This is a genomic window from Variovorax sp. YR216 (assembly GCF_900107745.1).
In the GTDB taxonomy this organism is placed as follows: Bacteria; Pseudomonadota; Gammaproteobacteria; order Burkholderiales; family Burkholderiaceae_C; genus Variovorax.
In genome coordinates this window covers 106,459-119,550 of the sequence record NZ_FNRO01000002.1, presented here as the reverse complement: position 1 = coordinate 119,550, position 13,092 = coordinate 106,459, and the positions used below count along the sequence as shown (strand labels likewise).

The 13,092-nt window shown below is 66.8% G+C and carries 10 protein-coding genes; 2 read left to right on the top strand and 8 right to left on the bottom strand.

The features are described 5' to 3' along the window. Positions 1-14: 14 nt before the first annotated feature. Entirely contained in the window at positions 15-1,253 is a 1,239-nt protein-coding gene (locus tag BLW05_RS05380) for an SMI1/KNR4 family protein (protein ID WP_093160765.1), read from the top strand. Between the two features lies 1 nt (position 1,254). On the opposite strand, the gene BLW05_RS05375 is transcribed toward BLW05_RS05380, so the two are convergent. The 5 genes from BLW05_RS05375 to acnA all read right to left on the bottom strand — a co-directional run bounded on the left by BLW05_RS05375 (position 1,255) and on the right by acnA (position 7,804). Further along, the gene (locus tag BLW05_RS05375; protein WP_093160762.1) at positions 1,255-2,433 is read right to left on the bottom strand and encodes an FAD-dependent monooxygenase; all 1,179 of its coding nucleotides are present in this window, start codon (positions 2,431-2,433) and stop codon (positions 1,255-1,257) included. A gap of 12 nt (positions 2,434-2,445) precedes the next feature. Further along, positions 2,446-2,721, bottom strand: a complete 276-nt coding sequence (locus tag BLW05_RS05370; protein WP_093160760.1) for a DUF6587 family protein — start codon at positions 2,719-2,721, stop codon at positions 2,446-2,448. Between the two features lies 1 nt (position 2,722). Further along, positions 2,723-4,621: a ferrous iron transporter B gene (locus tag BLW05_RS05365; protein ID WP_093160757.1), complete on the bottom strand. Its 1,899-nt coding sequence runs from the start codon at positions 4,619-4,621 to the stop codon at positions 2,723-2,725. Next, complete coding sequence (locus BLW05_RS05360) at positions 4,614-4,904, bottom strand: FeoA family protein (protein ID WP_256330052.1); 291 nt, start codon at positions 4,902-4,904, stop codon at positions 4,614-4,616. Before BLW05_RS05360 ends, BLW05_RS05365 begins: the two co-directional genes overlap by 8 nt. A gap of 161 nt (positions 4,905-5,065) precedes the next feature. Then, positions 5,066-7,804 carry an aconitate hydratase AcnA gene (acnA, locus tag BLW05_RS05355; protein ID WP_093160753.1) on the bottom strand — a complete coding sequence of 913 codons (2,739 nt, stop codon included), beginning with the start codon at positions 7,802-7,804 and terminating at the stop codon, positions 5,066-5,068. 135 nt (positions 7,805-7,939) lie between these two features. On the opposite strand from acnA, the gene BLW05_RS05350 reads away from it, so the two are divergent. After that, the gene (locus BLW05_RS05350) at positions 7,940-8,767 is read left to right on the top strand and encodes a helix-turn-helix domain-containing protein (RefSeq protein ID WP_093160751.1); all 828 of its coding nucleotides are present in this window, start codon (positions 7,940-7,942) and stop codon (positions 8,765-8,767) included. Between the two features lie 62 nt (positions 8,768-8,829). Here BLW05_RS05350 and BLW05_RS05345 read toward each other — a convergent pair whose 3' ends face one another. From BLW05_RS05345 to BLW05_RS05335, 3 genes are all read right to left on the bottom strand, one after another. Continuing rightward, positions 8,830-11,421 carry a bifunctional aconitate hydratase 2/2-methylisocitrate dehydratase gene (locus tag BLW05_RS05345; protein WP_093160748.1) on the bottom strand — a complete coding sequence of 864 codons (2,592 nt, stop codon included), beginning with the start codon at positions 11,419-11,421 and terminating at the stop codon, positions 8,830-8,832. A gap of 69 nt (positions 11,422-11,490) precedes the next feature. Beyond that, positions 11,491-12,051: a hypothetical protein gene (locus BLW05_RS05340; RefSeq protein WP_093160746.1), complete on the bottom strand. Its 561-nt coding sequence runs from the start codon at positions 12,049-12,051 to the stop codon at positions 11,491-11,493. A gap of 27 nt (positions 12,052-12,078) precedes the next feature. Continuing rightward, positions 12,079-13,089 carry an HpcH/HpaI aldolase/citrate lyase family protein gene (locus BLW05_RS05335; protein ID WP_093160743.1) on the bottom strand — a complete coding sequence of 337 codons (1,011 nt, stop codon included), beginning with the start codon at positions 13,087-13,089 and terminating at the stop codon, positions 12,079-12,081. Between the last annotated feature and the right edge of the window lie 3 nt (positions 13,090-13,092).

Here is a 13,092-nt window from a genome sequence, read left to right as displayed (position 1 = left end):
AACGGAGGTAACCGATGTTCAGTGACGACGAACTCGCCCAACTGCGCACGCACGGTGTCGTGCTCTTCGCCAAGCGCGTCATCTTCGACGCGCAGCCGCCGATGTCCGCAGAGCAGGTCGCGGCCGTGCAGGCCGTCTGCGCAGGGCCGATTCCGCCGGATCTTCTTTCGCTCTGGCGCGTCACCGCGGGCGGGCGGCTGGACTACGACCTGCACCTTCACATGAACGGCAACGAAGAGTCGTTCAGCTGGAACGAGCTCTTCTGGAACGGCAGCGACACCTACCACGACCTGCAGGGGTGGATCGAGCATGAGCTCCAGGGCGCCAGGGACGCAGCCGCCGAGAGCGCCGAGGCCTGGGACGGCAAGCTCACGCTGCTGCCCTTCGGCGGCTTCGATTACTGCGACCGCGTCTACGCGGTGGTCGAGGCCGGCGCCGACTACGGGCACGTGCTCGCGTGGAAGCAGGGCCTGCCCGAAGCCTGGGCGCACGAGATGCACGAAGACGGCATGACGACGGTCGCGCACGACCTCTACGCCGCCTTCGATGCACTGCGCCTCGACGAGGATCCGCTCCATCCCGCCGGCGAATACTTCACCGGGCAGGCGCTGCTCGAATACCTCGACGACCGGCACCAGGAGGACGGCCTGCCGATCGAACTGATGGACAAGGTGATCGCCTTCTACCGCCAGGCGATGGTGGACTGGCACGCGCCGCTTGCCGACGGCACGCTGGGCGACAACGGGCCGCTGTCTCGCATCGCACTGCGCCACGCGGTCGCGACCGACGACGAAGAACTCGTGGCGAAGCTGCACGCCGCGGGTGTATCGCTCGACGGCCCCCTGAGCGGCAGCGCGATCGCGACCGACCTGGCGATCGGCCATGGCGCACATGCCGCTGCGGCCGCGCTGGTGCGCGCGGGCGCGCCGGTGGCGCCCGATGCGCTGGACGCCATCGACAGCGCGATCTCGCCCGAGCTCGCCGACCTGCTGCTCACGCACGGCGCGCAACCCAGCGCCACCGCCATCGCGGAATGCGTGGCCTGCGGCGCGCCCGCCGCGGCGCGTGTCATCGCCGGCGCCTATGCGCAGTCGCACGACGACCTTCCGGCCGCGTACGCCGCCGCGAGGGACGAGATGCTCGCCGAGCTGGAATCCTCGTTGATCGAGGTCCGCGAAGGCCGGCTGACGCACTACCTGGGGCTGGCCGGCCTGACCCGGCGCGCGGATCACCTGCGCAGCTTCAGCCTCTGACTCAGGCGTCGTAGAGCCAGGGCACATCGAGCAGCCTGGCGCCGAGCATGCGCAGCGCCGCGTCGCGACCGATGCGCACGAGGCCGGTCGCGTGGAAGATCTCGCCGTTGCGCCGCGCGCGCGCCTGCACGTTGGCGTTGCGCTCCCAGCGTTCGTCGGCATAGCGCGCAAAGGCCGCCGGCACCTGCGCTGCTGCGCCTCCGTCGAGCGCGTCGGCCAGCGCGACGGCATCCTCGATGGCCATGCCCGCGCCTTGCGCGAGATACGGCAGCATGGGATGCGCCGCGTCGCCGGTCAGCGCGATGCGCTCGCCGGCCATCTGATGCGGGCCGGTGAGCGGCGGGCGGTCGTTGAGCGTCCACGCGCGCCATGAAGGTACAGCCTCGAGCAGGGCCTGCAGCTGGCCGCAGGTGCGCCCGGTGGCCTGCTGCAAGGCGGCAAGACTCGTCCCGCGATCCCAGTCGCGGGCATCGCCTTCGGGCGCGGCCTCGGCCAGCACCACCACGTTGAGCGCGTCACCCCGGCGCACCGGATACGACACCGCATGCAGCCGCGGACCGAGCCAGACGTCGACGCGCGTGCTGCGCAGCGCCGCCGGGAGCGCGGACTGGTCGACCATCGCACGCCATGCCGTGTGCCCCGTGGCGCGCGGCGGCACGGCATCCTCGATCACGCTGGGGCGGACCGTGCTCCAGAGGCCGTCGGCACCAATCAGCGCATCGGCTTCCCAGACCCGGGAATCGGAACTGGCCACGCACACGGAGTCACCGCGCGCGGTCACCTGCGCCACGCGTGCGCCGGTGGTGAGCCTGACCGCCCCGCTGCCGCGAACCGCCGCCAGCAGCAGCGCGTGAAGATCCGCCCTGTGAACGCAAAGATAGGGCGCGGCGTAGCTGTGCAGCATCGCGTTGCCGAGCGGCAGGCGAGCAATTTCGTCGCCCGCGGTTGCGCTGCGGACCACCAGGGCCTCCGGCCGCGCCGCGACGCGCATCAGGGCTTCGGAAACACCGAGCGCCTGCAGCCGCCGCGTGACGTTCGGCCCGAGCTGGATGCCGGCGCCGACTTCGCCGAACGCCACCGCCTGCTCCAGCAGGTCGATGCGGTGGCGCCGGCGCGCGAGCGCCAGCGCGCTCGCGAGGCCCGCGATGCCGCCTCCCGCGATCAGGATGTGTGCCGCCATCGACCGACGCACTCAGTGCGAGCGCGGCACGGATGTCTTGCCTGCTTCAGCCGCCTTGCCGGCGGGGGTCGAACAACTGCCGCAGCTGTCGCACGAACCGCAACCCGAGGTCTTGCCCAGCGATTGCGCGAGCCGGCCGGCTCGTTCCGCATCGACCAGGCCCGCGCGCTGCGAGCCGGCGGCCACCTTGGCAGCCATTCCCCGGCGCCAGCTGCCGGGCATCCAGCGCCAGACCGCGTAGATCGCGGCCAGCGCGACGATCAGTGCGACGACGATTTGTTGTGCCATCTCATCCTCCTGTGAGAGCCAGGGCCACCCGATAGGTGACCCAGCACGCAATGTAGGCGAGTCCGAACAAATAGCCAGCCATGATGATCACGTAGCGCCACGAGCCGGTCTCGCGCTTGACGGTGGCCAGCGTCGAGATGCACTGCGGCGCGAAGACGTACCAGACAAGCAGCGACAGGGCCGTCGCCAGCGACCAGCTCCCCGCGATCAGCGGTTCGAGCTGCCCTGCCACGTCGTCGCCGGTGGCGGATAGCGCATAGACGGTGCCCAGAGCGCCCACCGCGACTTCGCGCGCGGCCATGCCGGGCACCAGCGCGATCGAGATCTGCCAGTTGAAACCGATGGGCGCGAAGATGTGCTCGAGCCCGCGGCCGATCATGCCGGCCAGGCTGTACTGGATCGCCGGTCCGGTCGCGCCTTCCGGCGGCGATGGGAAGGTCGAGAGGAACCACAGCAGGATGGTGAGCGTGAGGATGATCGTGCCCACGCGCTGGAGGAAGATCCACGCACGCTCGTAGAGCCCCAGCGCCAGATTGCGCAGACTGGGCCAGCGATACGCCGGCAGCTCCATCATCAGCGGCGAATGCTGCTTGCTGTCGCGGAAGCGCTTCATGACCCACGCCACCGCCATCGCCGAGACGATGCCGAAGACGTACAGCGCGAACAGCACCACGCCTTGAAGATTGAACACCCCGCCGACGGTGCGCGACGGAATGAAGGCGGCAATCAGCAGCGCGTAGACCGGCAAGCGCGCCGAACACGTCATGAGCGGCGCGATCATGATCGTGGTGATCCGGTCGCGCCAGTTGGTGATGGTGCGCGTCGCCATCACGCCCGGGATCGCGCAGGCAAAGCTCGACAGCAGCGGGATGAAGGAGCGGCCCGAAAGCCCCACCGTGCCCATGACGCGATCGAGCAGGAAGGCCGCGCGCGGCAGGTAGCCCGAATCCTCCAGCGCAAGGATGAACAGGAACAGGATCAGGATCTGCGGCAGGAACACGATCACGCCACCGGCGCCTGCGACGACGCCGTCGACCAGCAGGCTTTGCAGCATGCCTTCGGGCACCACGTGCTTGACGAGCTCACCGAAGGCGCCGGTTGCTTCCTTGATGGCGTCCATCGGCACGGCGGCCCAGCTGAAAACTGCCTGGAACATCAGGAACATCGTGACCGCCAGCACCAGCATGCCCCACACCGGATGCATCACGATGCGGTCGATGCGGTCGCTGGTGGCGAGGCTGCCGACGGGCTCCTTCACCGCGATGGCGAGGATGCGGCGCACTTCGCGCTGGGTGTCGAGCACCTCGTCGAAGCCCGGCGCGTCCCATGCGCGCGGCGCGGCGGCATTCACGGGCGCATCCAGTGCTTCGACCAGCGCGCGTGCGCCGTCGCTCTGGACGCCGACGGTTTCGATCACCGGCACGCCGAGTTCGCGCGACAACGCTGCCGTGTCGACCGCGATGCCCTGCTTCCTCGCCATGTCGGTCATGTTCAGCGCGACCACCATCGGAAGCCCAAGGCGCTTGGCATCGAGCACGAGGCGCAGATTGAGGCGCAGGTTGGTGGCGTCGGTGACACACACCAGCAGATCAGGCGGTGCCTCGCTGCTCTTGCCGGTGACCACGTCGCGCGTGACGGCCTCGTCGGCCGACAGCGCGTTGAGGCTGTAGGCGCCGGGCAGGTCCAGCACGAACACGCGGCGGCCCGACGCGGTGCGCAGCAGGCCCTCCTTGCGCTCGACCGTCACGCCCGCGTAGTTCGCGACCTTCTGACGGCTGCCGGTGAGCAGGTTGAACAGCGCGGTCTTGCCGCAGTTGGGATTGCCCAGCAGCGCGATGCGCTCCGGCGGACTCGACGAAGACGCGGCGCCTGGCTTGAATGCGAGCGTTGCCTCAACCATGACCGGCCGCTCCCGGAGTGACGCGGATCAGCGCCGCCTCGTGCCGGCGCAACGCGAACGTCGTATGGCCCAGCCGCACCGCCAGCGGCTCGCGCCCCGGCACGCCGTTGGCGACGATGCAGACCGCCTCGCCGGGAACGAATCCGATCTCGGTCAGCCGCAAGGCCAGCTCGCGGTCCTCGGGGGAATCCGGCCGAGCGACGTCGAGTACGGTCGCCCACTGTCGATTGGGAAGTTGATGGAGGCTGATGGCGGCAAGGGCCGCACCGGTCGAATTGGTCACCCGCAGAATCCAGGAGTCTTCAAAAATGAGAATTATTCTCGAAAACTGCTGACCTGGGGCGGACTTCGGTCGAAGCCATTGTTACGCGCAGGCACAAATCCCGGCCTGCCGCGACCTCTAGAGGCGACGGGCCGGGCTACGACGGCCGGCTGCGGCCGAGCTCAAGCCGCCAGCAGTTGCCGCAACACAAACGGCAGGATGCCCCCGTGCTTGTAGTAGTCGACCTCGATCGGCGTATCGATGCGCAGCCGCACCGTCACTTCCTGGTGGCTGCCGTCAGCGCGGTGCACGACGAGCTTGACGTCCATCTGCGGCTTGAGTTCGCCCCCGATGACCACGTCGATCTTCTCGTCACCTGTGAGGCCCAGGCTCTCCCATGAATCGGCGCCACGGAACTGCAGCGGCAGAACACCCATGCCGACGAGGTTCGCGCGGTGGATGCGCTCGAAGCTGCGCGCCACCACGGCCTTGATGCCGAGCAGCTGCGTGCCCTTCGCCGCCCAGTCGCGTGAGGAGCCGGTGCCGTATTCCTCGCCACCGAAGACGATCGTCGGCACGCCCTGCTCGATGTACTTCATCGCGGCGTCGTAGATCGGCATCTTCTCGCCGCCCGGCTGGAAGAGCGTCACACCGCCTTCCTCGCGCGAGCCGTCGGCGCTGGCAGGAATCATGAGGTTCTTGATGCGCACGTTGGCAAACGTGCCGCGCATCATCACCTCATGGTTGCCGCGACGCGATCCGTAGCTGTTGAAGTCGGCCTTCTGTACGCCGTGCGCCTTGAGCCAGATGCCGGCCGGCGAGCTCTCCTTGATGGAGCCGGCGGGCGAAATGTGATCGGTGGTGATCGAGTCGCCGAACAACGCCATGATCCGCGCGCCGGTGAAGCCCGCATCGGCCGCGTGCGGTTCCATCTTGAATCCGTCGAAGAACGGCGGTTCGGCGATGTAGGTGGATTTGGGCCAGTCGTACACCTGCCCCTTCGTGCCCTTGATGCTGCTCCAGAGCTTGCCCGGGTTGTCCTTGATCTGCTCGTAGTTCTTGCGGAAGGCCTTGGCGTTCATGGCATAGCGCAGGTTCTCGTCGATCTCCTTCGCACTCGGCCAGATGTCGCCGAGATAGACGTCCTTCCCCTTCTTGCCCTTGCCCACCGGCTGGGTCATCAGGTCGACCATCACGTTGCCCGCGATCGCGTAGGCGACCACCAGCGGCGGCGAGGCGAGGAAGTTGGCCTTGAGGTTCGGATGGATCCGCGCCTCGAAATTGCGGTTGCCGGAGAGCACCGCGGCGCCGACGAGGTTGTTCTTCGTGATCACCTCATTGATCTCGGGCGCGAGATCGCCCGCGTTGCCTATGCAGGTGGTGCAGCCATAGCCCGCGAGGTAGAAGCCGAGTTTTTCCAGATACGGCAACAGGCCCGCTTTCTCGAGGTACTCGGTCACGATGCGCGAGCCGGGTGCCAGCGAGGTCTTCACGTGCGGCTTGACCGTGAGCCCCGCCTCCACCGCCTTCTTGGCCAGCAGGCCGGCCGCGATCAGCACGCTCGGGTTCGAGGTATTGGTGCACGAAGTGATCGCGGCAATCAGCACGTCGCCGTTGCCGATCGCGACCGTCTCGCCGCCCGGCAGCGCATGGCGCTGCTTGAGGGTGTCCGCGGGCAGGTTGAAGCCGTTGGCCTCGATCGGCTTGCTGTAGAGCTCCGAGAACTTGGTTGCGAGATCGCCCAGATTGATGCGGTCCTGCGGACGCTTCGGGCCGGCGAGGCTCGGGGTGACCGTGCCGAGGTCGAGCTTGACGATCTTGGTGTAGTTGAGTTCACCCGGCGCCGGCATGCCGAAGAGGCCCTGCGCCTTGTAGTACGCCTCGAAGCGCTCGACTTCCGCGTCGGTGCGGCCGGTGCCCTTGAAGTAGGCGACCGTCATTTCGTCGACCGGGAAGAAGCCCATGGTCGCACCGTACTCGGGCGCCATGTTGCCGATCGTGGCGCGGTCCGGCACCGCGATCGATGCCGCGCCGGGGCCGAAGAATTCGACGAACTTGCCCACCACTTTTTCGCTGCGCAGGATCGAGGTGACGTACAGCACCAGGTCGGTGGCGGTGACGCCTTCGCGCAGCTTGCCGGTGAGCTCGAAGCCCACCACGTCGGGCGTCAGGAAGTACACCGGCTGCCCCAGCATCGCGGCCTCGGCCTCGATGCCGCCGACGCCCCAGCCGACCACGCCGATGCCGTTGATCATGGTCGTGTGGCTGTCGGTGCCGACCAGTGAATCGGGGTAGTAGACCGGCGGATCGCCGTTGTCGTTCGCGCTCTTGTAGACGCCGCGCGCGAAGTACTCGAGGTTGACCTGGTGCACGATGCCGAAGCCCGGCGGCACGACGCCGAAGGTGTCGAAGGCCTGCATGCCCCACTTCATGAACTGGTAGCGCTCGTTGTTGCGCTGGAATTCCAGCTTCATGTTCAGGTCGAGCGCCTTCGGGGTGCCGTAGTAGTCCACCATCACCGAGTGGTCGACCACGAGATCGACCGGCACCAGCGGCTCGATGGTCTTCGGCGATTTGCCCAGCGATGAGGCCACGCTGCGCATGGCGGCCAGGTCGGCCAAAAGCGGCACGCCGGTGAAGTCCTGCAACACCACGCGCGTCACGACGAACGGGATCTCCTCAGTGCGTTCGGCGTTGGGCGCCCAGTTGGCGAGTTGCTCGACGTGCTCCGCCGTGACCTTCTGGCCGTCGCAATTGCGCAGGACCGATTCAAGGACGATGCGGATCGACACCGGCAGCTTGTCGACGTTCGGGTATTGCTTGGCAAGCTCCTTGAGCGACCAGTATTTCCCGGCCTTCCCCGATGCGGTCTTGAAGGTTTTCAGCATGGGGGCAAAGGCGTGTGCCGGTTCTTTGGCCATTGGGAAACTCCTGTGATTCGTGGAAGCTTTGCAAAGATAGCAGGCTTCGGTGACATCGGCAGTAATCCGGTGCCGCAGCCCCGCCATGACCCCCGAGGTCATGGTGTTCGCGCACCAGGTCACTAGGATGCGCGCATGACGCCTCGAAGCACACCGCCAACCGCAGCCGATCCGTTCGGCATCCACCTCAGGCATTGGCGGCAGCATCGCCGGCTGAGCCAGCTCGACCTCGCGAACGAGGCGCAGGTATCGACCCGGCATCTGAGCTACGTCGAGACCGGCCGCGCCGAACCCAGCCGTGAGATGGTGCTGCGCCTCGCCGAACGGCTCGAAGTGCCGCTGCGCGAGCGCAATGCGCTGCTGGTCGCCGCCGGCTACGCGCCGATGTACCGGCAGCGTTCGCTCGACGACCCCGCGCTCGTCTCGGCACGTCGGGCGGTCGAGCTTGTCTTGAAGGGCCACGAACCCTTCCCGGCACTGGCGGTGGACCGGCACTGGAACCTGGTCGCGCACAACGCGCTCGTGCCTTTGCTGATGGCCGGTGCTGCGCCGGAACTGGTCGAGCCGCCGATCAACGTGCTCAGGCTCAGCCTGCATCCCGGCGGACTGGCGCCGAGGATCGCCAACCTGCAGCAATGGCGCGCACACCTTCTGGAGCGGCTTCAGCAGCAGATTGCCGCGACCGGCGACGCGGCGCTGTCGGCGCTGCATGACGAGCTCGCGGGCTACCCGATGCCGAACGTCGGCCACGATGCGCCGCCGGCGGGTGGCGAACTCGCGAACGTGGTGGTGCCTTTCCAGCTCATGACGGACGGCGGCATCCTGAGCTTCATCAGCACCACCACGATCTTCGGCACGCCGGTGGACGTGACCTTGCAGGAACTCGCGGTGGAGTCGTTCTTCCCGGCTGATGCGGAAACGGCCAGGGCCCTTGCGGCACTTGCCGCGCAGTCCGCCACCTGAACAAGCGGCGGCAATAAAAAACCCCGCCGAAGCGGGGTTCCTTGGGACACAGGGCGAATCGATCAGGCCGCGACGCCGGCCGCCACGTCCTTGTATTCCTCGATACGGTCGAAGTTCAGGTACTGGTAGATCTGCGAGCTGGCAGCATCCAGCACGCCGACGCTGGCCATGTACTCTTCCTTCGTCGGGATGCGGCCGAGGCGCGAGCAGATCGCGGCCAGTTCGGCGCTGCCGAGGTACACGTTGGTGTTCTTGCCCAGGCGGTTCGGGAAGTTCCGCGTGCTGGTCGACATCACCGTTGCGCCTTCACGCACCTGTGCCTGGTTGCCCATGCACAGCGAGCAGCCCGGCATTTCGGTACGCGCGCCCGCGTTGCCGAACACCCCGTAGTGGCCTTCCTCGGTGAGCTGGTGCGCGTCCATCTTGGTCGGCGGCGCGATCCACAGCTTGACCGGGATGTCGCGCTTGCCTTCGAGCAGCTTCGAAGCCGCGCGGAAATGCCCGATGTTGGTCATGCACGAACCGATGAACACTTCGTCGATCTGCGCACCGGCCACATCCGACAGCGTCTTCACGTCGTCCGGATCGTTCGGGCAGGCCACGATCGGCTCGTGGATGTCGGCCAGGTCGATCTCGATCACGGCGGCGTACTCGGCGTCGTCGTCGCCCTTGAGCAGTTGCGGGTTCTTGAGCCAGGCTTCCTGCGCGGCGATGCGGCGTGCCAGCGTGCGCGCGTCGGCGTAGCCCTCGGCGATCATCCACTTCATCAGCGTGATGTTGCTGTTGATGTATTCGATGATCGGTTCCTTGTTCAGGTGAACCGTGCAGCCGGCAGCCGAACGTTCGGCCGAAGCGTCGCTCAGCTCGAAAGCCTGCTCGACCTTCAGCTCCGGCAGGCCTTCGATTTCGAGGATGCGGCCCGAGAAGATGTTCTTCTTGCCCTTCTTCTCGACCGTCAGCAGGCCCTGCTTGATCGCATACAGCGGAATCGCGTTGACCAGATCGCGCAGGGTCACGCCCGGCTGCATCTTGCCCTTGAAGCGCACGAGCACCGATTCAGGCATGTCCAGCGGCATCACGCCGGTCGCGGCGGCAAAGGCCACGAGGCCCGAGCCCGCCGGGAAGCTGATACCGATCGGGAAGCGGGTATGGCTGTCGCCGCCGGTGCCCACGGTGTCGGGCGTCAGCAGGCGGTTGAGCCAGCTGTGGATCACGCCGTCGCCCGGACGCAGGGAGACGCCGCCGCGTGTCGAGATGAAGTCCGGCAGCTCGTGGTGCATCTTCACGTCGACCTTCTTCGGATAGGCCGCCGTGTGGCAGAACGACTGCATCACCAGGTCGGCGCTGAAGCCAAGGCAGGCGAGATCCTTGAGTTCGTCGCGGGTCATCGGGCCGGTGGTGTCCTGGCTGCCGACCGAGGTCATCTTCGGCTCGCAGTAGGTGCCCGGGCGCACGCCTTGGCCTTCGGGCAGGCCGCAGGCACGGCCGACCATCTTCTGCGCGAGCGAGAAGCCCTTCTTGGTGTCGACCGGGCTCACCGGGAGGCGGAACAGCGTCGAGACCGGCAGACCCAGCGCCTCGCGCGCCTTGGTGGTCAGGCCGCGGCCGATGATCAGCGGAATGCGGCCGCCGGCGCGCACTTCGTCGAAGAGCACGTCGCTCTTGACCTTGAACTCGGCAATGACCTTGCCGTCCTTCAGCGCCTTGCCCTCGTAGGGACGCAGCTCGACCACGTCGCCCATTTCCATCTGGCTCACGTCGAGCTCGATCGGCAGGGCGCCGGCATCTTCCATCGTGTTGTAGAAGATCGGCGCGATCTTGTTGCCGAGGCACACGCCACCGAAGCGCTTGTTGGGGATGAAGGGGATGTCTTCACCGGTGAACCACAGCACCGAGTTGGTGGCCGACTTGCGGCTGGAGCCGGTGCCGACCACGTCGCCGACGTAGGCGACCTGATGGCCCTTGGCCTTCAGCGATTCGATGAACTTGACCGGGCCGCGCTTGCCGTCTTCCTCGGGCTGGAACGGTGCGCCGTCGCGCTTGTTCTTGAGCATCGCGAGCGCGTGCATCGGGATGTCGGGACGCGTCGTCGCATCGGGTGCGGGCGACAGGTCGTCGGTATTGGTTTCGCCGGGCACCTTGAACACCGTGATGGTCAGGCTCTGCGGCACTTCGGGGCGGCTGGTGAACCACTCGGCATCGGCCCAGCTTTGCAGCACGGCCTTGGCGTTGGCGTTGCCCTTGTCGGCCTTTTCCTTGACGTCATGGAATTGGTCGAACATCAGAAGCGTCTTCTTCAGGCCGTCCGCGGCGGCAGCGCCGACTTCGGCGTCGTCCAGCAGGTCGACCAGCGGTCCGATGTTGTAGCCGCCGAGCATGGTGCCGAGCAGTTCGGTCGCACGGGCACGCGAGAGCAGCGCGCTCTTCTCCGTGCCATGGGCCACGGCCGCCAGGTAGCTCGCCTTCACCTTCGCTGCGTCGTCCACGCCCGCGGGCACGCGATTCGTCAGCAGGTCAATCAACTGCTCGGCGTTCGCCGGGGCCGGGGCCTTCATGAGCTCGATCAGCTCGGCGGTCTGCTTCGCGGTCAGCGGCAGGGGCGGAATACCGAGCGCGGCGCGTTCGGCAACGTGGTCAGCGTAGGCTTGCAACATCTTCTTTTCTCCGGAAACACAAATTGGCGGCGGCTCCCGCGATGTAGCAAGAGCCGCGCCTCGGGGGACTTACTGTTTGGGCGTATCGGCGCCTTCGAACAGGCTCTTGGGTGGGTTCTTCTTCATTTCCTCGGCGACCTCGACCTGCTTGGCCGCCTGGCATTCGTCGGCCAGACGCAGGCCCTGCTTCTGGCTCATGAGCATCGACTTGTTGCCGAGCTGCAGCCACATCGCGCCGCGGCTGGGATCTTCGAGTCGCACCGCGCCGGTGCGGCTTTCGACCGGGTGCAGGCGGTAGCGGACGCCGGCGTGCGTCAGCGTGAAGAAGCCGGGCTTCTTCGCATCGGCTTCGATGTTCACGCTGGCGCCGAGCTCGCACTTGATCGTGCCGGTCAGCACGGTCGCGGCCACCTTCAGATCCTGCTCGGACAGGGTGACGTCGGTTTCCTCAGTGATGGGCTTGCTTTCTTCGAGCTTCTTGATGACACGCTTGGGCACCACCTTCTGCACGACCTTCTTGCCGGTCGTATTCGCCGCCGGCTTGGCCGAGGAGCCCGTGGTGTTCGTTTGGGCCATCGATGCCAGCGGCAAGGTCAGCGCAGCAGCGGCAATCAGCGCAATAGTCTTCATGTGTCGTTCTCTCTCGCGGGTTGGGTTTCAGGATGAGGAAGGTGCAAACCAGGCCTGCGCCTCGGAGGGCAAGGCGCGACCCGTGGCATGCGCCCTTTCCAGGACCTGCCAGAAATGGCGGTAACTGGCGCGGTCATGCAATGTGCCATCGATACTGACCGGCGCCCACGCGGCAGCGGCCGCGGCAGCGATTATTTTTGTTGCGATTTGAATCTGGCCTTCTTCGGGCGCGAAGGCTTCGAGAATGGGGCGGATCTGGCTCGGATGAATGCTCCACATCCGCGTGTAGCCAAACTCGTTCGCGGCCTTCTTCGCGGCCGCGCGCATTGCGTCGACGTCGCTGAATTCGGTCACCACACAATGCGAAGGCACCTTGCCGTGCGCATGGGCCGCAGAAGCGATCTCCAGCTTCGCGCGCACCACGAGCGGATGCGTGAACTGCCCTTTGGCGCCCATGCCGTCGGCCGGGATCGCGCCGCCATGCGCTGAGACGAAATCCATCAACCCGAAGCTCAGGGACTGCACGCGCGGATGGGCGGCAATTTCGAACGCATGGTGAACCGCGAGCGGCGACTCGATCAGCACGTGCAGCGGCAGGGCTTCTGCACCGGCCGCTTCGAGCGCCTCGGCGGCCACCCGCACGTCTTCGACGGATTCCACCTTGGGAATCATCAGGTGGCTCAGGCGATGGCCTGCACGCCCCGCGATGGTGATCACGTCACCCGCGAACGACGGGTGATCGACCGGATGAACCCGCACGCCGACGCGCATCTCGGGCGCGGCAGCCAATGCAAGCTCGGTGACCAGCGCGGCATGGTCGGCCTCGCCGCCAACGGGCGCGCCGTCTTCGCAGTCGAGCGTGACGTCGAAGACACAGGCGCCGAATTCGTCGGCCATCTCGGCCTGCAGCGCGAGGCTCTTGCGCATGCGCGCTTCGACGCCGCTGTAGTGGTCGCAAACCGGCAGCACGACGGCGCCCGCTTGCGCACCGAGCAGCACGGCGCGCGGATGAACCGAGGAAGAAGATGCCGCGCTCATCGT

Coding starts and splice junctions, on each gene's coding strand:
- BLW05_RS05375 (WP_093160762.1), bottom strand. CDS start 2,433: ATGGCGGCACACATCCTGATCGCGGGAGGCGGCATCGCGGGCCTCGCG.
- BLW05_RS05340 (WP_093160746.1), bottom strand. CDS start 12,051: ATGAAGACTATTGCGCTGATTGCCGCTGCTGCGCTGACCTTGCCGCTG.
- acnA (WP_093160753.1), bottom strand. CDS start 7,804: ATGGCCAAAGAACCGGCACACGCCTTTGCCCCCATGCTGAAAACCTTC.
- BLW05_RS05365 (WP_093160757.1), bottom strand. CDS start 4,621: ATGGTTGAGGCAACGCTCGCATTCAAGCCAGGCGCCGCGTCTTCGTCG.
- BLW05_RS05380 (WP_093160765.1), top strand. CDS start 15: ATGTTCAGTGACGACGAACTCGCCCAACTGCGCACGCACGGTGTCGTG.
- BLW05_RS05350 (WP_093160751.1), top strand. CDS start 7,940: ATGACGCCTCGAAGCACACCGCCAACCGCAGCCGATCCGTTCGGCATC.
- BLW05_RS05370 (WP_093160760.1), bottom strand. CDS start 2,721: ATGGCACAACAAATCGTCGTCGCACTGATCGTCGCGCTGGCCGCGATC.
- BLW05_RS05335 (WP_093160743.1), bottom strand. CDS start 13,089: ATGAGCGCGGCATCTTCTTCCTCGGTTCATCCGCGCGCCGTGCTGCTC.
- BLW05_RS05345 (WP_093160748.1), bottom strand. CDS start 11,421: ATGTTGCAAGCCTACGCTGACCACGTTGCCGAACGCGCCGCGCTCGGT.